At 42.8% G+C, this 20,773-nt stretch carries 14 protein-coding genes; 7 read left to right on the forward strand and 7 right to left on the reverse strand.

What is annotated here, in order from left to right:
• Window positions 1–343: 343 nt before the first annotated feature.
• Complete coding sequence (locus J5A55_RS07925; RefSeq protein ID WP_004382983.1) at window positions 344–1,270, reverse strand: YitT family protein; 927 nt, start codon at window positions 1,268–1,270, stop codon at window positions 344–346.
• Between the two features lie 262 nt (window positions 1,271–1,532).
• Here J5A55_RS07925 and ruvB point away from each other — a divergent pair, with 262 nt between their 5' ends.
• The 3 genes from ruvB to ybeY all read left to right on the forward strand — a co-directional run bounded on the left by ruvB (window position 1,533) and on the right by ybeY (window position 3,626).
• On the forward strand, window positions 1,533–2,567 hold the full coding sequence (ruvB, locus tag J5A55_RS07930) for a Holliday junction branch migration DNA helicase RuvB (RefSeq protein ID WP_004382985.1): 1,035 nt from the start codon (window positions 1,533–1,535) through the stop codon (window positions 2,565–2,567).
• A 154-nt stretch (window positions 2,568–2,721) separates the two neighbouring features.
• A complete protein-coding gene (coaD, locus tag J5A55_RS07935; protein WP_004382987.1) occupies window positions 2,722–3,168 on the forward strand; it encodes a pantetheine-phosphate adenylyltransferase in 447 nt (148 codons plus the stop codon).
• Window positions 3,169–3,194: 26 nt separating this feature from the next.
• The gene (ybeY, locus tag J5A55_RS07940; protein WP_004382988.1) at window positions 3,195–3,626 is read left to right on the forward strand and encodes an rRNA maturation RNase YbeY; all 432 of its coding nucleotides are present in this window, start codon (window positions 3,195–3,197) and stop codon (window positions 3,624–3,626) included.
• A 345-nt stretch (window positions 3,627–3,971) separates the two neighbouring features.
• On the opposite strand, the gene J5A55_RS07945 is transcribed toward ybeY, so the two are convergent.
• Entirely contained in the window at window positions 3,972–4,163 is a 192-nt protein-coding gene (locus tag J5A55_RS07945; protein ID WP_004382989.1) for a hypothetical protein, read from the reverse strand.
• Between the two features lie 13 nt (window positions 4,164–4,176).
• The gene (locus J5A55_RS07950; protein WP_004382990.1) at window positions 4,177–7,812 is read right to left on the reverse strand and encodes a hypothetical protein; all 3,636 of its coding nucleotides are present in this window, start codon (window positions 7,810–7,812) and stop codon (window positions 4,177–4,179) included.
• A 1,250-nt stretch (window positions 7,813–9,062) separates the two neighbouring features.
• Between J5A55_RS07950 and J5A55_RS07955 the strand changes: the two genes are divergently transcribed.
• The 3 genes from J5A55_RS07955 to J5A55_RS07965 are packed head-to-tail and all read left to right on the forward strand — an operon-like array spanning window position 9,063 to window position 12,398.
• On the forward strand, window positions 9,063–10,193 hold the full coding sequence (locus tag J5A55_RS07955) for a helix-turn-helix transcriptional regulator (RefSeq protein WP_004382992.1): 1,131 nt from the start codon (window positions 9,063–9,065) through the stop codon (window positions 10,191–10,193).
• A gap of 6 nt (window positions 10,194–10,199) precedes the next feature.
• Window positions 10,200–11,306: an AraC family transcriptional regulator gene (locus J5A55_RS07960; protein WP_004382993.1), complete on the forward strand. Its 1,107-nt coding sequence runs from the start codon at window positions 10,200–10,202 to the stop codon at window positions 11,304–11,306.
• Between the two features lie 15 nt (window positions 11,307–11,321).
• On the forward strand, window positions 11,322–12,398 hold the full coding sequence (locus J5A55_RS07965; RefSeq protein WP_004382994.1) for a helix-turn-helix transcriptional regulator: 1,077 nt from the start codon (window positions 11,322–11,324) through the stop codon (window positions 12,396–12,398).
• A 291-nt stretch (window positions 12,399–12,689) separates the two neighbouring features.
• Here the strand turns inward: J5A55_RS07965 and J5A55_RS07970 are convergent, their stop codons facing one another.
• The 3 genes from J5A55_RS07970 to J5A55_RS07980 form a co-directional block, all read right to left on the reverse strand.
• Window positions 12,690–14,276 carry a S41 family peptidase gene (locus J5A55_RS07970; RefSeq protein ID WP_039851192.1) on the reverse strand — a complete coding sequence of 529 codons (1,587 nt, stop codon included), beginning with the start codon at window positions 14,274–14,276 and terminating at the stop codon, window positions 12,690–12,692.
• Between the two features lie 320 nt (window positions 14,277–14,596).
• Window positions 14,597–16,540 carry a DNA topoisomerase IV subunit B gene (locus tag J5A55_RS07975; protein WP_004382997.1) on the reverse strand — a complete coding sequence of 648 codons (1,944 nt, stop codon included), beginning with the start codon at window positions 16,538–16,540 and terminating at the stop codon, window positions 14,597–14,599.
• 176 nt (window positions 16,541–16,716) lie between these two features.
• Entirely contained in the window at window positions 16,717–17,898 is a 1,182-nt protein-coding gene (locus J5A55_RS07980; protein ID WP_004382998.1) for a hypothetical protein, read from the reverse strand.
• A 743-nt stretch (window positions 17,899–18,641) separates the two neighbouring features.
• Between J5A55_RS07980 and J5A55_RS07985 the strand changes: the two genes are divergently transcribed.
• Entirely contained in the window at window positions 18,642–18,869 is a 228-nt protein-coding gene (locus J5A55_RS07985; protein ID WP_004383000.1) for a hypothetical protein, read from the forward strand.
• A 295-nt stretch (window positions 18,870–19,164) separates the two neighbouring features.
• Here the strand turns inward: J5A55_RS07985 and J5A55_RS07990 are convergent, their stop codons facing one another.
• On the reverse strand, window positions 19,165–20,715 hold the full coding sequence (locus J5A55_RS07990; protein WP_004383002.1) for an endonuclease I family protein: 1,551 nt from the start codon (window positions 20,713–20,715) through the stop codon (window positions 19,165–19,167).
• Between the last annotated feature and the right edge of the window lie 58 nt (window positions 20,716–20,773).

The raw sequence follows: 20,773 nt of genomic DNA on the forward strand, positions 1-20,773 counted from the left end.
TTGTTGCATCATTTAAATAGGAGTAGATGCTTTCTTCCATTTGAGAAGGGCGTTTCGTTGACGCAAAGAGAGGCTTCCTTCATAGCAAGGAAACGCCCCCGTTGTTTGCACATGAGGCTATTTACTCTCCTCCCCATTCGAAGAGAGGTCGTGGAATGGGGCATTTGTCCCTACTTTGTGGCGTATTCTCTCTAATTGGTGAGGGCTTTTCCTTAGTTTTATATGAGCCTTAGATTAAGATAAAAGGCTGATAATAAGCATAAAAAAGAATGTATCAAACAGCCCTATTATGGCATATTTAATACATTCCTGTCACTCTTTTTCGTTACAACCAGAACTGATGTTATTCTTTACTTGTCGATGTTATCTGCTCCTTATGCGCCTTACGTTTCACCTTAAACTTATCGAATCCCTTACCGAAAACACCCATTACTTGACTCTGTGTAACGAATGCGTCTGGGTCAATCTCATCTATCATACGATAAACGTAAGAGGCTTCTCGCTGGCGTGTAACCACGATTACAACCTTTAAGTCATGCCCAGTATAATAGCCCTTAGCGTCAATAATGGTGCTGGTGCGGTGTGGCTGGGCTTGAGAAATCATATCGCATATCTCCTTATAACGCTCAGAAATAATCAAGAACTGTACTGATCTGCGACTTGAATTGATGACTTGATCAAGTACGAAGGATGTTATGATGAGGTTTACATAGCCATAAATCACTTGCTCCCAACTATGAAGAACGACGTAACTACCTGTTACTATCGTCATATCAACCAATAGGATGACCCGACCTAACGATATATCGCGATACTTGTTGACGATAGCTGCAACGATATCGGAGCCACCTGAACTTCCATTATACGATAGTCCGAAAGCAAGACCAACACCACAAAAGACTGCTCCGATGATTGCTGACATGAAAGGTTGCCCATGCAAGAGCATTGGATGAGGGAAGGCTTGGCTCAAGACATTCACTAAGATGGTAAGAACTACTACACCATAAATGGTGCGAATACAGAACTTTAAGCCGAGAACCTTTAGTGCCACAGCTAGTAAAATAGCGTTCAGACAGAAGTAAGTCCAGCTTACGGGGATTCCATTTCCCCAATAGATGATAGATGCAAAACCTGCTACACCACCATTGCCAATGTGGTTGGGCAATAGAAAGATAGTCCAACCGATTGCGTAGAAGAGCATTCCTGCGGCTATCATGATGTAGTCGAGGATCTCACGATAAAGTAGTTTCTTATTCATTCTGTTGATCATACGTATAAGGATAAAGCGTTAGTTCATGTTGCAAATTTAGATAAATTTTCCGAAACAAAGCACCTGCACGGAAAAAATACACTACCTTTGCAGAAAATAAATAGCACTTGTAAAGAGCATAGGTCATATATCCAATTTGATAAAGAGTATATAACTGGAATCTTACAAACACTCAATAGATATTGAACGAGCCGTTTTTTCCCTACATAAGGATGTTTGACACGTTCGCAAGTACTCTTTTTTTCTAAAACAGAAAGATAACATGTCGGAAGATTTTGATATACATGAAGAGAGGCTCTCATCGGCTGAGAAAGACTTTGAGAACGCTCTCCGCCCATTGAAATTCGATGACTTTAGTGGACAACAGAAGGTTGTTGAGAACCTTCGAGTGTTCGTTGAAGCAGCGAAGTACAGGGGAGAACCACTCGATCATACGCTCTTGCATGGTCCACCGGGACTGGGTAAGACGACGTTGAGTAATATCATTGCAAACGAATTAGGCGTTGGCTTTAAGATAACTTCTGGTCCGGTGCTTGATAAACCAGGTGATTTGGCTGGTATTCTGACATCATTAGAACCCAACGACGTACTCTTTATTGATGAAATTCATCGTCTTTCGCCTGTCGTTGAAGAGTATTTATACTCTGCAATGGAGGACTATCGCATCGATATAATGATTGATAAGGGTCCTTCAGCACGTTCCATACAGATTGATCTGAACCCTTTTACACTCGTCGGAGCCACTACTCGCAGTGGACTTCTTACTGCTCCGCTTCGTGCGAGGTTTGGTATTAACCTGCATCTAGAGTATTATGACCCCGAAACAATACAACGTATTATTAAGAGGTCGGCGTATCTTTTGAAGGTTCCAATCGTTGATGAGGCTGCAGTTGAGATTTCTCGACGTTCGCGTGGGACGCCTCGTATCTGTAACTCATTGCTTCGACGTGTGAGAGACTTCGCCCAAGTGAAGGGCAATGGAACGATAACTCCAGAAATAGCAATGATGTCCTTGCAGTCATTGAACATTGATCAATATGGCTTGGATGAGATCGATAACAAGATACTACTTACCATTATTGACAAGTTCAGAGGTGGTCCTGTTGGCGTATCAACCATTGCTACTGCCATAGGTGAGGATGCCGGAACGGTTGAGGAGGTGTACGAACCATTCTTGATTATGGAAGGTTTCATCAAGAGAACACCGCGTGGGCGTGTTGCAACTCAGCTTGCTTATGACCACTTAGGACGCAACTCTTTCCATGACAACCCGCTTCAACCCAGTCTATTCGACTGATAAGAAAGTTGTTATCTATTTGGTTTTCTAATGGAAATAAACTATATTTGCGGTAGAAACAAGGAGGTTAAGATGAATAGAACAATAAGTATTCCTGCTGCTGATAATGCTCTCTTGGAGATGTTGGCACAGAAGATTAGGTGGGAGATAATAGATGAATAAAGGACTCTTTGTTGGTAGTTTCGATCCATTTACTATTGGGCACGCCTCTATTGTACGCCGTGCTTTACCGCTCTTCGACCATATTATCATTGGTGTTGGGGTGAATGAGCGGAAGAAGTATATGTTGGATGCGGAGGAGCGAGTGGGGCGTATCAAGCGTCTCTATGCTGATAATTCCAAGATAGAAGTAAAAGCATATAGCGACTTAACCATCGATTTCGCTCGTAGAGAGCAAGCGACATATATTATAAAAGGTGTTCGCAGTGTGAAAGACTTCGAATATGAACGGGAGCAAGCAGATGTGAATAGATTATTGTCAGGCGTTGAGACCATTTTCCTCTATGCTGAACCACAGCTGTCAAGCATTAGTTCTACTATGGTGAGAGAGCTTCAACACTTTGGAAGAGATATATCGGAGTTCCTTCCAAAGGGGTATTAACAAGAATAGAAAAACAACTGAAGCAAATGATTACATATAGTGCAGAAGGCGTAAAGATGCCTAAAATCAGGAAACGTGATACTTCTCGTTGGATTAAAGCAGTCGCTGCTACCTACGGAAGGAAGGTCGGGGAAATAGGGTATATGTTCGTTGATGACGAGAAGATACTCGAAGTGAACAATGAGTACTTGGGGCATGATTACTACACAGACATCATTACCTTTGATTATGATGAGGGTGATGTGCTGAATGGCGACCTTGTAATTTCACTCGACACAGTGCGCTCCAATGCTGAACTATTTGGTAAGTTGTATGAGGAAGAGCTGTTTCGTGTTATCATACATGGCATTCTTCATCTCTGTGGAATCAATGACAAGGGTCCGGGCGAACGTGAGATTATGGAAGAGAACGAGAACAAGGCGCTTGCACTTCTCAAGAGAATGCAGACAGAGAAATAGGTAGTCTATCGTTATACCAGCCATCCTGTATTGTACTCCCATAGTTCAGCATAATTGCAGAAAGGCTGCACCATATAATTATTTCTGCTCTATCAGCCCTTGTTTCGATAGTAAAATATTACACACTTAGCTTCTAAAAAGAAGATACATAAAATACTAGAAAGCGACACGTATGGTTTCAAAGAACCATGCGTGTCGCTTTCCTTAAATCTTATATAGAGTACTTTAATCTGACTAAAGTGTCAGATTCTAAATTAAAAGAATACAACCTCTGTCTGGAATCTTTGCCAGAAAGGTACTTCGATCTCAATATTTGTCAAGACCAAAGTTTGTAATCTCTGACAATTAGTCTTCCCAGATGCCTCTTACTCTCGACCAAGATGAATTGAGAGATTCATCTTCTTCATATCCTTCAGACCAAAAAGGATTCTTTTTGCTATCAGCATGGTCATTGCTACTTCCACTACCTACAGTGAGAAGGAGTTCGGATGCTACCAGAGTTTCCCAAGTCTTAGGCGGAATATACGTTCGTTTCATAACATTGAATTATTTAGTTTACAATAACCTTTGTACCATTGATAAGATAGAGTCCTGCTGGTAGTTCTATCGTTCTACTTTCACCAGCATTGAACGTCACAGTCTCGACCTTCATTCCGTTTGCATTGTAGATACTGAAATGTACGGACTTTGCAGCCGTTGCCATAATGTGTCCCCTGCCCGTCTGGACAGCAAGATCTGGCTCATGGGTAAGGTCGGAGATACCTGTTGTCATACCGTCATAATCAGTTATAACATCAAAGCCTATCATCTCCTTTGCTCCCTGACTACTTCTGTTGTAGAGGTAGCATGCACGGAAAGGATAAACGTAAACTGACGGATACATTAGGAGAAGATTCTTAGAACTAAGGAACATGTTCCCAGAGAAGTAGAATACGTTCTTTGTGTTTCTGTCTACCTTCATGCCTGCATAAGAACCGCAGTTGCTGAACTGATAAGCATTGCCTGCAATCTTGCCTGTTGCCTTTTCACCCGAATAGGTGTAGCCTGAAGTTTCCAGTTTGTCCTCAGATGCCATCACATCCGCACCATATTGTGTGGCAATGAAGGAAATCTTTTCATCGGTAGGTGCATTGATTACCTTGACCATGTAAGGTACGTTAGCTTCGGTACTGCTGCCCTCAACACGATCGAACTTTGCCGATGCGTAATAGTTACGGGACGAAGCAGTCTCGGGATCTGACAGGAACAGGCAGTCTTCCTCGTGCATTCTCAACACCTCGAACGAGCAGGCATCCGCAGTGGCATTAGTGTGTATGCCATTTGTCAACGAGAGCGTGAACGGCAGGATAATGGAAGCATTCGCTACCTTACCATTCTTTGGGATAGTGATCTCTCGTTGATAGATTGCATAATTCTCCCTCGGAACAGTAATCTTGTATGGAGCAAAGAATGGTTGCCTGTCAGTAATAACGATGTTCTTGCAGGCATGGTAGTCTCCGCTCTTCGTCTTCTGCACATAGTTATCCTCATTGTAATTGGAACGCTCTGGGAAGTAGATTAAGCAGTTCGGGTTCAGCAGTCCCTTCATGCGATCCATCTCTTTCTTCTCTGGAATATGGACAGAATAAAGGTCAGTATAGTCAAGATATAGTACCTCATATCCCGTAGCATGCTTAGCAGCAAGTGCTTCCGTGAGAGCCTTCTCCATCATCGGAACAGTTAGGTAAGCATTACCTGTAGGTATCTTTTGATTTGTCTGCGCATCAAGGGCAACGAATCTGCCACCATACATAGGCTTATCTGTATCTTTGCCTTCAAGGTTGTAGCAAGTATGGTCATAGATCTTTGTCAATTCACACTGCGCCTTGTAGTCCTTAACAATGAGCTTGATGTCCATGAGGTAATAGGCATAGTAGCGATGCTCCAATGCAGTGGTCGGTGCTATGTTCCATCGTGTTTCATCTCCCGTGAAAAGGTAACATTCCTTGGACTTATTGATGGCAACTTCAATGTTGCTGGTGAATGTTCCGCCCTGTTCTCTATAAAGTGACTCAGAATAAGGGTACTCCTTGAGTGTTGTCGGGCTCGAACTGGTATTATTGTTGTTCAGTTCATCAATGTTGCTATACTTGAAAGGCTTGTCACCGCACATCTTAGTGCTCACTTTCTTGTCGGCTTCTTCCATACCAGTAGCCATATACTGCTTTCCATCACCGAAGCTGTTGTAATAGTCTGACTTGGCGAAGTAGTAGCGTGCATGGCGTGTTCCACCGGGATAAGTGTTGTCTCCATACTTACTGTATAGGTTCTCAAACGTGAACTTACATCTCTCTGTATCCCCCATGAAATCCTTTGGCACATAGAAAAGAAACTTGCCCCCTGATACTTGGAAATCGTTGGATGTGAACTGTTGCATTAGCGTAGGACCGTTTGCTTTCAACGAATGACAGATGATGTCAATAGAGTTGATGAATGGATCCAGTGCTTCAAGGGTTAGTTCAAAGGTAACAAGAGCTTTTGAACCAGAAGCCAGACCAGACACCTCAAACTTGACAGCATCGTTGTTTAGATTGGGTATCTCAATGGTTCCGTCAGCCCCTGAGGTTACTTTAATAGTTTTATAAGGGGTGTTCTTGTCGGTAGAATATACCTTTAAAGTATAAGGTGAAGGAGTGAAGGCTGGATTGTCTACTATTCCATTTGCCTGTGAGTATGTGGCAAAAGCATTGCTCTTGTCTTGCAGCTGGGCATTGCCCTTTCTGTCAGGCATAGAGAGATACAAAGTCTTACCATCAACAACTCTCCTGATACGATCATCAATTTTCTGAAATACCGAAGCCTTCGTAGGACTGTTTGTCGGATACAGGTAATACGTCTTGTTTGCATAATGAGTATACAGATAACTGCCCCCACTGTAGAGTTTACCACTACCTTCACCAGTCATTGTCCAGACTACTGGTCTGTTCTCGTTCCACTTACCATCTGGCTGAAGATAGTATGTCTTCAAACCAAAGGTTCCTCCTTTTGCCGTAATATAGAAGCCATCATTGTAAGGAACACTACTAGAATTTGCAGCCGTGCCATAGTGATATTTGATTTTGGCACTCGTAATGCGATAACCCAGCGGAATGTCTTTTTCATCCTGCGACTTGGTTGAAGTGGGTGTCTCAATATAATAGGTGTTATTACCAACGGCATAATAGAGCTTTCCATCATTGTTTAATGCCTGGATGTCACCAGTATTAGCTGTTGCTGGCAGTTTCTTGTCACTTGTGACAGCATCCTGCTGATAGAAATGATTGTTCGCCATAAGTTCCCTGACATTACGATAGTCGTAACTAAAATAGGTCACGCCACTTTTTTGGTTCGGCTTTATTTCTCCTAAGTCCAGCTTACTGGTAGCAAAAGGAACATCCACCATATTAACACCATCCTTGATAATCATAGAAGGTGAACCTGGAGCTACGTTTGCCTGAAATGGTCCTTCAGCGGTGAAGTAAAGCTCGCATGACTTGATAGTCACACCATAGAACTCGTCCCACTGCCTCCAGAAATAAAAATAAAGGTTGTTACCCATATCGGCATCATCCTTACTGGTTCGCTCAATAACATACTCTTTGGAATCATTGTATGATCCCATTACGTCTGTTTTTGCTTTCGGAATACTCTGATTAAACTTTTCATCTGTTTCGTACATAACTTTATTCATGCCTTTAATCTGCATGGTATTGACCGTTTTACCATTAAGATTATTCATCAGAACGATGCGATAACGAGTAAAGCGAAAGCCCTTGGGCAGAGAAATGTTCATACAGGTTGTAACGTTCTTTCCACCCATCACAACATACATTCCTTGTTGGTTATCTAAAGAGATGTTACCTGCTGGATCCTTCAGCTGTCCCCCTTCCACCAGTTCCGTCTTGTCGGAAACAGTCAGTGTTAGTGGCAACTGATTATGCCGCCACAACGAACTCCAACCATGTTGGAATCCAACTTCATTTTCATAGGTCAAACCTGCAACCAACTTCCCAGACTGGGGACTTATAGTCACGTTTTGTGCTTTGGAAACCGAGAAAGAGGCAAATAGTATCAATAATACCATTGTCCGCTGAATCAGAATCAGCCGCCGCCCTCTCCCTTTTAATGATAAAGACAGGTGCTTCATAATTCTTTTCTTTAAGTTCATAAATACTTATATTAATCTGATATATATTGTGTGGAGTTGATACGTAAAATGTCTCTTGGTCTCAATAGTTGCTTTCACAAAAATAAAAAAACAACTTAATGTCGCCAAATAACTTTACAAACGATAGACTCTGTGGCTATCATTAATATGCGTCTGTGCATATATTAACGGACATTCAACTATCCATGGAATCAAAAATACTAATTTGAAGCGTTCAAAGTGTACAAAAATTGCTACAATCAGTACAAAGTAGTAACGGAACAGGACACATGAAGCTCCTCAAAAGAGGGTGGTTACAAGTTCAACTAATAGAGTGTTGAGGAATTAAGTTTGGTTCTTCCGTTAAATGTGTGGATACTTTTTGTATAGTGTTAACGGCAGAACATAACGTACTCATTTAACAAAGACATAGCCAAGACTATCAACTATCTATTCTTTTCTCATCCTCCGAACCAGTTTTTTTCTTTTTAATACTCGAAAATCCAATGACAATGCCTTGAAAAGTCTTTACATAATATTACATAAAACTTTTATCAATAAGGCTAAAAGCACATAAAAAGGGTGGGCTTGTAACCAACAAGATACCAGTTAGTTATAAAGTGGTAACGTAAAAGGTGCTTAAGTGGACTTCAAAAGGGCGTTAGTAAGGGTCTTAAAGGGCATCTTTTGCAAGCCAATTTGGCGCCTTTTGGAAGCCCAAATAGCATGTATTAGTATAGAGCTGCGTGAAAATAGTTTACAAAAATCTATGGCATGGGGATAAGTTGTTTGTAGAAGACAGATAGACATCACACCTAATGACGTTTATTATGTAGTTTATCCCCCTTTGTAAAACCATCTAATTGAAGGTAATCATACCATGTATGTGGATTAATCTCATTCTATTAACAATCTACGCATTTAACGGAAGAACCTTAAGTTTTATCTCGAAAGGTCAATACAAATGTCTTTCTTTATTTCTCCAAGGCATTTGTACAACTATTACAAGTGCTTTGGAGAACCTCTCCAAAGTACTTGGAGAAACAAAATAAGTATAGTGTGTACGTTTGAGAAACATAGAAGTTATACCATAATTAAGTATGATGACTAAAGAATGATAGCCTAAATAGAAATATACTTTAGGATTAAAACTAAACAATGAAAGAGGTAATTTATCGTTTCTTTTTACTAACTTTGCAGTGCTACAGACAACAAAAAGGGCATATTGTCTGCCTTTACATCTGTCTTTACATAAATAATAACACCTATTCATGAGCAACATCCTGATATATTCTTTGGGCTGCTTCTCCTTTATCCTCTCCTGCGTCTTCTTTGCAGCAATAAGATGGGGGCACGTGTGCTCTCCCTATGCAAAATACGCAGACAAGTTCTTCCCAGCACGAAAAATAAGCATTTTCTTTCTTCTTTTCTCTATCGCTCTATTTCCTTACGTACTCAATCCGATGCGTACAGAGACTTGGATGCTGGCAAAGTTCTATGCGATTCTCTTCATGCCGACGACATGGATCATACTGTTTCACAAGTACTTTGATCCTTCTGGCTATAAGCGGGAGAAATATAGGTTGCGACTGATGGCATCGATTCCAGTACTGATTATCTTGTTGCTCTTTGCCCTAAGCATCATTCCGAAGAAGTTGTCAGAACACCAGAGTGGTCAGATTGCCTACGTCTGTATAGGAGTAGGCGCATCCCTGTTCGCCTATCTTGTTTATTCTACCTTCTGGCTTTATCGCAAGACCAATGAATACAACCAAGACAACTACTCCAACGAGGAGGAGTTCCCAGTACGGTTTGCCAATTATGTACTCTGGCAGCCGCTGGCTTACACACTGACGGGATGGATTGTTCTTTTCACAGACAGCCGATTACTTAAAGCCTGGATTGATTTTCTGCTCAGTGGTTGGCATATCATCATATTGCTCGCCTCCCTCCATCCCAACCGCAGCAATGCCGAGGCAATGCGAAAGATGGATGAAGTTATATCGCAATACATAAGACGAAATAACCTCATCCCATCACCTGAAGATATAGAGCCTGAGAATACGGAAGGTATTAGCGCAGCGAAGGTAAACCAGATAAAGGCGGACATTCTTGAGATTGTGGAGCAGAAGAAAGGCTTCCTCAATCCTCACCTAACACTTGCCCACGTAGCATCACAGACTGATTATGGTCGGACTTATGTATCAAAGGTTTTCAAGCAGGAGTTCGGTGGATTCTATAACTACATCAACCGACTACGATTGGAATATGCAGCCCAGTATGCCAGCGAACACCCAGAAGCCAGTCAAGACGAGATAGCCAGTCAGTCGGGTTTCAGTAGTAGAACCAGCCAGTGGCGGGCAGCCAATCGGCTGACCAGAAGCGAGGATCCAACCGTCTAAAGTATAATGATGAACCAACAAATAGACCTCTTGAAAAGTATTCTGTTTGCAGAATGGACAACACTCGTCACATTCGGCATCTGTCTCCTTGTACTCCAAAAGCAGAAGAAACCAGCTTACCAACTATATACGAGGGCACGTCAACTGCTTGCCATCAACTTCCTAATCTTTGCCATGGAGCCGTTCTTGTATTGGCTGAAGGAGGAAGAAATCTACAGCATTCCCTATCCAGAGACCATTAGCCTAAGCTTGTATCTTATTGTTACGGTGCTCCTTTCTATGATCTACCTGCCGTTTGTCCAACCTGATTACATTACTCGAAAAAGAGTACTCCACAATATCATCTTCCTTGCTGGCTGTCTTTCTTTCCTCTGCATCGGAGCCATCATAGGTGGAACGTTCAGACTGATCAGCCATATAACTGTAACGGTGGTTCTCTTAACAATGGTTATTCTTTTGGGAATCCGTTTCTACAGCTACTACCGAAAGGCGCAACAAAAGATGGCTAACTTCTATGCTGACAATTTCAAGCAGTCTATCGCCTGGCTCGCACGTTCGGTAACGCTTGTCATTGCACTGGGATTCCCCAGTTATATTCCGTCTATTCTCCCTCACTGGGGCATTGAAATCTACAAGGCACTCTGCCTCCTTTCTATTATCTATATGTTCTTGTCATTCACTAACTATATGTTCAATGCCAATTTTGTCGTATTGAATATCACACTTCCGCAGAAGAATGTACGGCTTGATAAAGGTACCATAGAGAAACTCCAGCGATGTACCCTACGCTGGCAAAAGACACCTGCTGCCCTGACGAAGAACATAACCATCAATGATGTTTCTCGTCAGTTAGGAACCAACCGCACCTACCTCTCACTTTACCTCAATACCTATCTGAACCTAACCTTTAGTGAATGGATAGGACAAATCCGCCTTAAGCAAGCTAAGATTTTGCTGGCATCCAATGCCATCATGAGCATGGAGCAAGTTGCTGAGGCTACAGGCTTCACATCGTCATCCGCTTTCAGCCATTACTTCAAGGCACATGAGGGACTTTCACCCATAAGATGGCGCAGGCAAACTCGACACAAGAAAACGGATCAATCAGACTAATAAGGAGGGAACAAAATGAACAGTTTGCTTTTCAATAGTATCTATAACTACCTGCTACTTTATCTGGCAATCGTTGCGTGCATCTTTGCCTTGAACCTATTCTCCATTATCTTTCCCCATACTCCTACCAAACGTCGCTACCGACAGGCTCGTTATGCCATTGCCACAGGGCTGCTGATGGTCGCTATCCTCAGCTTCATCCACTGGTACTTTCACCTCAGAGAACTTTCTTCTTACTATTCTATTGCCATCACCATAGGCGTACTTTTCCCTGCCCTTACTCTTTTTATCATGGCTTTCACCGCTATTATCAGCGAAGAAGAAATCAAGTCAGAACACATGGAACGTAATTTCATCCCCGTTATAGCCTGCATCATAACCCTGTGGGGAGGAGGATTTGGCAACGACAGAGTTCGCATTGTCATCCTTGTCATTGCTTCTGTCGTTTTTCTCGTTGAGACATTCACCCTTAGTCTTTTGATGAGAAGATCGCTTAACAAGCGGGTGGAGACACAAAGGCAACACCCTTCTGTCCAAGCTTTCATACTGTGGTTACGACTACCCATGTATTGGGGTGTTGTCACTGGAGTGCTGGGTGTTGCAGTCATGGTCGTCAGTAAAAAGATTGCCATATTACTACTATTCAACTTTGTCATCTTCTTTTGCCATCTTTTTGTCTCTATTCTCAACTATGCCATGCATTTTGAAAAGAACACACTGGCACAACAAGCGGTAGTACTATCAGGGAGGCAGAAGAGAAAAAGGAAGATAGAAGAAGAGATCCAACAGTGGATAAAGAAGAAACGATACATGAAGACGCAGCTAACGCTCAACGAAGTAGCACTGCAACTGCATACCAATCGCACCTATCTCTCACAATATCTCAACATGGAGCTGAATATGCCTTTCGGTACTTGGCTGTCCCAACTGCGCCTGAATGAAGCCAAACAGATGCTAATTGATGAGCCCTCGCTCAGTATTACAGAGGCTGCTCAGACCTGCGGCTTCTCATCGGTCAGCAATTTCTCTCACCTCTTTTCAGCACTGGAAGGCATGACACCACAGCAATGGAGAGTATCAAAGAAAGAATGAAAGAGGGAATGGAAAAGGACTCTTTATGGTAATGAACAATCCTCCAGATGGCTGAATAGCTTCAAATCCCAGTCTCCTTTCCTTTCTTATTCCCATGCATTTGTAAATAGCGGGAAACAAGTAGGAATAGAAATACACGTAAAATTAGGGCAGAGAATATGTGAATTTACAGAAAACGGCACGTATGGCTTTGTCAAACCACACATGCCGCTTTTTCTTATTACATACGTTCTTCTCTTCAAGATAGAAGCCTGTAATGTCTTTTATATCGCTTTTTGATTAAAACATCAATTACAGACTCCTGTCCGTATTAGGTGCTGTACACAGTTTAATGGCCTTATTCACAATGTCACTCTGCTCGTTCCAAACGCGGTAGTATTCGTTCATATCCCACAAATCGCGTGCTACGAGTGCTTTTAATTGAACTTTGAGATAAGGCATGGTAGCCGTTAGTTCTGCCTTATCCTTTGGTTCCACCTTCTCTTTCTTACCCTCTGCTATAATCGTGTCAAGCAATGATTGTGGTACTACGTAATTCTTATTGAAGGTGTCAAATGACTTATAAAGTCCTTTCAGAGTTGTTCTGTTTGCATCAACATACTTCAGATAAGCATTCATAATGATGTTCTTTGCAGCCAAGAGACGATGATATTTCGTGTATTTAGTTGTATCTAAAGGCACGAAGTAATCGGGCATAATACCGCCACCACCATATACTACTCGATGGTTGCGAAGCGTGTAGAACTTCTGAGAAGAGTCGAAGTGAATACTATCAGGATTGGTTAGTTCACCATGTTTCAGACGTTTCTCAAGATCCATCTCATAGTCTTTCAAGTCGCCTTTCTTGTATGGTTTCTGAATACAACGACCGCTTGGTGTATAATAATGGGCGATAGTCAAACGCATCATACTACCATCAGGGAAGTCGAACGGACGCTGAACAAGCCCCTTGCCAAAGGTTCTGCGCCCAACAACTGTGCCTCGGTCATTGTCTTGAATAGCCCCTGTAACAATCTCTGCAGCCGATGCTGTGAACTCATTCACAAGTACATAAACACGCATCTTTTGTAGTCTTCCATTGCCAATAGCCTTGTAGTTCTGGCGTCGAACATTGCGTCCTTCAGTATAGACAATCATCTCGTTATCCTTTAGGAACTCATTGGCAATCTGTACGGCAGCCTGAAGATAACCGCCCCCATTGTCTTGTAAGTCGAGTATCAGGCTCTTCATACCTTGCTTCTCAAGCTCTTTTACAGCATCCATGAACTCTTTGTGGGTCTTCATACCAAAGCTTTCTAAGCAAATATAACCCACAGTTGGGCGAATCATATAGGCTGCGTTGAGCGTATGAACAGGTATCTTATCACGTGTGACAACGAATGTTAGGATACCATTGACGCCTCGACGCACAATACCTAACTTCACCTTCGTTCCTTTCTTACCCCTCAAACGCTTCATAATGTCCACTCGTGATATCTTAGTACCCGCTATCGTTGAGTCGTTCACACTAACGATACGATCTCCAGAGAGTATTCCTACCTTCTGAGAAGGACCATTCACGATGGGTTGAATCACCACTAACGTATCCTCAATCATGTTAAATTGGACGCCAATACCCTCGAAGTCGCCCTGTAAAGGCTCATTCATTGCCTTCGTTTCCTTAGCATCTGTATAAGTAGAGTGCGGGTCTAAGCCCTTTAACATCCCTCTTATGGCATCTTCCGAGAGCTTCTGTTCATTCACAGAGTCCACATAGAAGTTCGTTATTGCCATCTCCGCCAATTGCAACTTACGCAAGGGTGAATTGCTCTTCGGCTGCGCTGACAATGGTAAAAAGGTAAAGATGTAAAAGAGTAAAAGACAGATATACCTTCTCATAGACTAATATTGTATTTTAATGAAACTCTATTTCCTTTGAAAGACGACGCATAGGACTACTATTCGAGCCCTTCTTTCGCCCTTCTATTTCGCTGATGTTATTAACAGCTATTGCTTGTTTAATATCGTATTTATGACGATTGCGGAGTGTACAGACGACCTTTTCCGAAAGAACTAACGACCTTTTTAAGAGAAACACTCGACTGATTTGAAAAATTAGTCGAGTGTTTTTAAAAATCAGTCGACTGATTTGAAAGTCCCTATCGACTATGCTTTAGAGACGAGAAGATAGTAAATTAGCTTTATGACGAAGCCCTCCTTTACATCTCCCCTTGCTCTTCTGGCAAGTCCTCTTCGATTACGAGGTTGTCAATGATGAAGTTCTGACGCTCCATAGTGTTCTTTCCCATGTAATACTCAAGCAACTTTGACACTTGATCATTCTTATGGAGTGTAACCTGCTCAAGGCGCATGTCGGGTCCTATAAAGTGTGCAAACTCATCAGGAGAAATCTCTCCAAGACCTTTGAATCGTGTTATCTCGGGTTCAGGGCCAAGCTCGTTGATAGCTGCCACACGCTCCTCTTCAGAGTAGCAGTAGCGTGTGATAAAGTCGTTCTTCTTCTCTCCTTTCGCACGACGAGCGTCGGCATCAGCAAGAACCTGCTTATCCTTGATTTTTGTCCGACGGTTGCGAACACGGAAGAGGGGCGTCTGAAGGACATATACATGCCCTTTCTTTATTAGCTCAGGGAAGAACTGAAGGAAGAAAGTAATTATCAGTAAGCGAATGTGCATACCGTCGACATCGGCATCCGTAGCCACTATCACCTTATTATAACGCAGTGAGTCGAGACCGTCCTCAATATCCAAAGCAGCTTGCAGGAGATTGAACTCCTCATTCTCATACACCACCTTCTTCGTCAGACCGAATGAGTTTAGCGGCTTACCACGCAATGAGAACACCGCTTGAGTGTTCACATCGCGGCTCTTAGTGATACTTCCACTGGCCGAATCACCCTCCGTTATGAAGATAGAACTATCCTCCTTCCGATCGTTCTTAACGTCACAGAAGTGAATACGACAGTCCCTTAACTTACGATTATGTAGGTTTGCTTTCTTCGCCCTCTCGCGTGCCAGCTTCGTAACACCAGCCATCGCCTTACGTTCCCGTTCGGTTTCTTTGATCTTACTCTCCAATATGTCGGTGAAATCCTCCTTGTGTATGTGAAGGTAATTATCGACATTTGTCTTAATGAAGTCGCCTACGTACTTGTTAATCGTCTCTCCTTCGGGAGCCATAAGGGTTGAACCTAACTTGATCTTAGTCTGTGATTCAAACACAGGTTCCTCAACGTTAACAGCGATAGCAGCCACTAATCCATTACGAATGTCACCATACTCATACTTGCCGAAGAACTCTTTTATCGTCTTGGCAATATGCTCCTTGAAAGCAGTCTGATGTGTACCGCCCTGTGTTGTATGCTGACCATTCACGAAAGAGTAGTACTCCTCACCATATTGATTGGTATGTGTGAAAGCAATCTCGATATCCTCTCCCTTCATGTGAACGATAGGATACAATGGATCTCCCGTCATGTTATCCGTCAGCAAGTCCTTTAGTCCATGCCTACTCAATATGCGTCTACCATTGTACATGATGGTTAGCCCCGTATTAAGATACGTGTAGTTGCGGAGCATCTCCTCAACTATGTCATCATGGAAAGAGTAGTTTTTGAATAGCGTGTTATCAGGTTCAAAGTAGATGTAAGTACCACTCTCATCGTTAGTCTTCTTTGTTTTATCACCTTGAAGATTACCTTTTTCAAATGAGAGCGCACGCACCTTACCCTCACGGAAGCTCTTCACCTCGAAGTGTGAACTAAGTGCATTAACCGCCTTGACGCCAACTCCATTCAATCCGACACTCTTCTTGAATGCCTTAGAGTCGTACTTACCACCCGTATTCAGCACTGATACCGCCTCAACGAGCTTTCCCTGTGGAATACCGCGACCATAGTCACGCACGCTAACACGCAGGTTGTCCTCAATATCTATCTCTATTCTATCGCCCGCATTCATCTTAAATTCATCGATAGAGTTGTCTATGACTTCCTTTAAAAGCACATAGATGCCATCCTCGGGCAACTTTCCATCACCTAAACGACCGATGTACATGCCCGGACGGGTACGCACGTGTTCCATATCCGAGAGGTGTCGGATGTTGTCATCGGTGTATTCTACGGGTTTAACTAATTCGTCCATAAATATTAAAAGCTCACTTTTAATCTCTCTCCGAACGGAGAGGAGAGTCGTATGTAACCATGCGTGAACAAAGGAACATACACTCTTTTGTCAGATAGAAGCTACTTAATTATTCTAAAATTAATGTATTACTAAACAATAACTGTTATACCGAGACGAAAGGACAGAACATCGAATTATTCACTTCCCTCTGCCCTTGTAACAGGTGCGAGGGTAAGACTTCTTCTATAGCAACGCCTCTTCTTATGGTTAATAGGGTCTAACGGTCCCCATTGACTCTGCACTCCTTCGTTGCTCTCCATCTCTACTTGCGTCTCACCCCACTTGAATCCGTAGTCGACGTAACGTGGGATAAGGTCGGCAAAGAGCAGTGCATTGGCTCCTTTAGACCTATATTCGGGTAGAAAACCCATCAAGAGAAGATCCACACCATCGGTCTTATGGAACTTAATAGCGCGTAGTAAGTGCCACCAACCAAATGGGAACAGACGCCCGCGACGGCATTTTTGAAGTGCATGGCTCAACGATGGGATCGTAATTCCAAGTCCGGCGAGTTGGTTGTCTTTGTTTCCATCCTCAATAACAGTGACGAGGTTGAGGTCAGCTAATGGAAAGTACATCTTGACATATTGGTCAATTTGACGATCCGTAAGCTCCGAGAACCCATAAAGATCACTGTATGTGAGATTGATGAGGTCGAAGAGTTTCTTACCATAACCGCCTTGGAAGATGTCTTTCTTCGTCAGTTTGCGCACGTGGAGATTGTATCTTTTCTCCACCATCTCGGCTATCTTCGTATATTTCTCAGGTGATTTCTCTGGCACCACGAGGTAGTATTCAACGTAATCGTTGTCCTTCTCCCATCCACCGAGTTTTTCCATGTGTTGTGGATAATACTCATAATTATAGATGGTTGCCATTGTTCCCAGCTTATCGAAGCCCCAGGTCAACATTCCTTCAGGGTCCATATCGGTGAAGCCAAGTGGTCCAACGATATCATTCATGCCTTTCTTCCGACCATACTCCTCAACAGCTTCAAACAAAGCACGCGATACATCAATATCATCAATGAAGTCAATCCAACCAAAGCGAACGTCCTTCTTCTTCCATTTCTCGTTTGCTTTATGGTTGATAATAGCAGCCACGCGACCTACTATCTTCCCTTCTTTCAAGGCAAGGAAATACTCAGCTTCGCAGAAGTCAAAGGCTGCGTTTTTGTTTTTTGATAGTGTATTTACTTCATCACTATAGAGATTGGGCACATCATAAGGGTTCCCTTTGTAGAGGTCGTAATGGAACTCAATAAACTGTTTGAGGTCTTTCTTCGTCTCTACTCTCTTAATCTGAATTGATGACATTATATATATTCTATGTTCGTTATATTCCTTTTCTTAAACGTGCAAAAATACTAAAAAAACAGCAGATGGGCAAATTTAACGTATCTTTTAACTGATTCGCTCTATTAGAGAAGGAGCCTCACCCCCATCCTATCTCCGAATGGAAAGGGGGAGTAGATAGTATTGTTTGCATACGATGATAGTACACAAAGTAGGGACAGACGCCCTCGGCTGTCCGCATAAGAGGACGTATTTCACAAAGAGGGAAGGAGGTTCAAGCGGACAGACGAGGGTGTCTGTCCCTACAGTAAATCGTGATTTTCAAACAAGAGATATTGTTCTTGTATTCAACGAGGGCGTTTCTTCACATCAAAGAAACGCCTTCTTGCAATGAAAGAAACGCCCTCTTCGATTGAAAGAAGGCGTCTCTTTGTTTTTAGTCTTGTTGTTTTAGATAGCGAAGCACCACCTCGTTACACACCAACCGATGTACCCTCTGTATGCAAACAGTACCATTCACTCCCCTCTCCATACGGAGAGAGGCGGGGGTGAGACTGTCGTTTGCATACGATGATAGTACACAAAGTAGGGACAGACGCCCTCGTCTGTCCGCATAAGAGGACGTATTTCATAAAGAGGTAAGGAGGTTCAAGCGGACAGACAAGGGCGTCTGTCCCTACAGTAAATCGTGATTTTCAAACAAGGGATATTATTCTTGTATTCAAAGAGGGCGTTTCTTCACATCAAAGAAACGCCTTCTTGCAATGAAAGAAACGCCCTCTTCGATTGAAAGAAGGCGTCTCTTTGTTTTTAGTCTTGCTGTTTTAGATAGCGAGGCACCGCCTCGTTACACACCAACCGATGTACTCTCTGTATGCAAACAGCACCATTCACTCCCCTCTCCATACGGAGAAGGGGCGGGGGTGAGGCTGTCGTTTGCATACGATGATAGTACACAAAGTAGGGACAGACGCCCTCGTCTGTCCGCATAAGAGGACGTATTTCACAAAGAGGTAAGGAGGTTCAAGCGGACAGACGAGGGCGTCTGTCCCTACATTAAATCATGATTTTCAAACAAGGGATATTATTCTTGTATTCAAAGAGGGCGTTTCTTCACATCAAAGAAACGCCCTCTTCAAATGGAGAAGAATCCTCACTCCACTTCCCTCTCCGCCTGGAGAGGGAAGTGGATAGTATCATTATTATTTTAAATAACTGTCTGATAACATCCCGTTAGGCAACATCCCCTCCTTTGGAGGGGCTTGGGAGGCTTTCAAAACCGATGTCCTATCTTACAACAAACTTCTTTCCACCACGGATATAGATACCCGGTGCGAGCTGCGCATCCTTTGGCATGCGTACTCCTTGTAGGTTGTAAACAGCGTTATCATCGCTCTTTACAACGTTAGTAGTTGATATTCCTGCTGTCGGATCATAGACATACAGCATTGGAGAAAGGTTACTTGTGTTAGCTGGTTTATATGCTCCGAACGACTTATATTGCGTTGAGTACTGTACGACGTGACCATCAGAACTTGTGATAACAAATGTTCCGTCAGTATTTGGAGTTATAGTCCAAATGGTCGCTTTATCGGTTGAATTGACTACATTAAAGCTCTTATGCGTACCGTCCTGATAGAAGTAACGCCCCTTAGCGTCCTTGATGTAGTAACCACCCGCAGCCTGTTCTAATGTAAAGAATAGGTTTTCATCGGAAGTAAAGATAATCTCTTTCTTAGTTGTTAATACTGATCCACTCAGATAACCGTAGCTCTTTGTACCTTGAATAGTCTTACCTGCAAAGAGGTTCTCACCGACTTTTACAACAAGAAGGAACTGGTTATTAACGGCGGGAACAGCCGTAGCTTTTACGAAAGTCTTAGCGTTTTGTGGAGTTACTTGACCACCTTCTCCACCGCCGGGGTTGCTTGGATCTTCGCTTGGATCTGATGGTGGAACAACCGCACCAGTGTAACGTGCATCGTCAGAAGCCGTCGTTATGGATAGATCGGGGTTGAAAGCAACATCCACACTATCACCCCAAACATATTCAGCGAGGTTGGGATAGTCGATAAAGAGGTTACGATTATTCTGTATCTTGGCTGCTGCATTATTGCGATCAATCTCTTGTTGGTCTACACGATCTTGCTTGCTCCACTTGAGGTAGAGCTTATAAGCCCATTCCCTAAGCGTTGGCCAGCTGTTATTCTCAAGGCTTTGCAGTCCCGTCTTCACCCATGTTAGGTGCTGATAAGTGGTTGCCATATACAGATAACTGCGTGCGAACTCACCTTTAAAGCGGTTACCCGGTTCCCACATCTTCACGAGTTGTCCATTAGCATAGCCTGTTCCGACCTTATCATAGCCATCTCCAGCAGGCTTGGTAACATTTACTACGACTCCCATTGGGTAGTTACTCTTGTCGCTGTTAGCCTTTGCATCAGATGGATAGAGGTTATATAGATCGCACCAAGCCTGGTTCTCGATCTTTCCCCACCAACTCTTTGGGAACGAGTGTTCGATGTTCATGCCTGCAATAGCTGCTCCGTTGTGTTCGACGAAGTTGAACTTCTTGTCGCTATAACGGTTGTAGCATTCATTGTTTTTAGGGTCACGATCGGTGTACCAAAAGCCCCACCATGTGCGTTTGTTACCACTGCCATACTTCAAGACATCCTTTTTGTCCATCAGAGTGTGCAGTGCATTCTTTAGTTGCTCCTTCTTTAGTCCTTTTAAAGAGGCGGCATACTGTTTAAGACTTTGGCGGTCGATAGCATTCGCCGACATAGATATTCCTATCAATGTCGTGGCGATAACCATTTTAAATAACCTGTTCATAGTTTTTAATAATTTATTTTGATGAATATTGATGATAATTTCTTACTGAAGAGATAAC

The sequence above is a fragment of the Prevotella veroralis genome, assembly GCF_018127765.1.
In the GTDB taxonomy this organism is placed as follows: Bacteria; Bacteroidota; Bacteroidia; order Bacteroidales; family Bacteroidaceae; genus Prevotella; species Prevotella veroralis.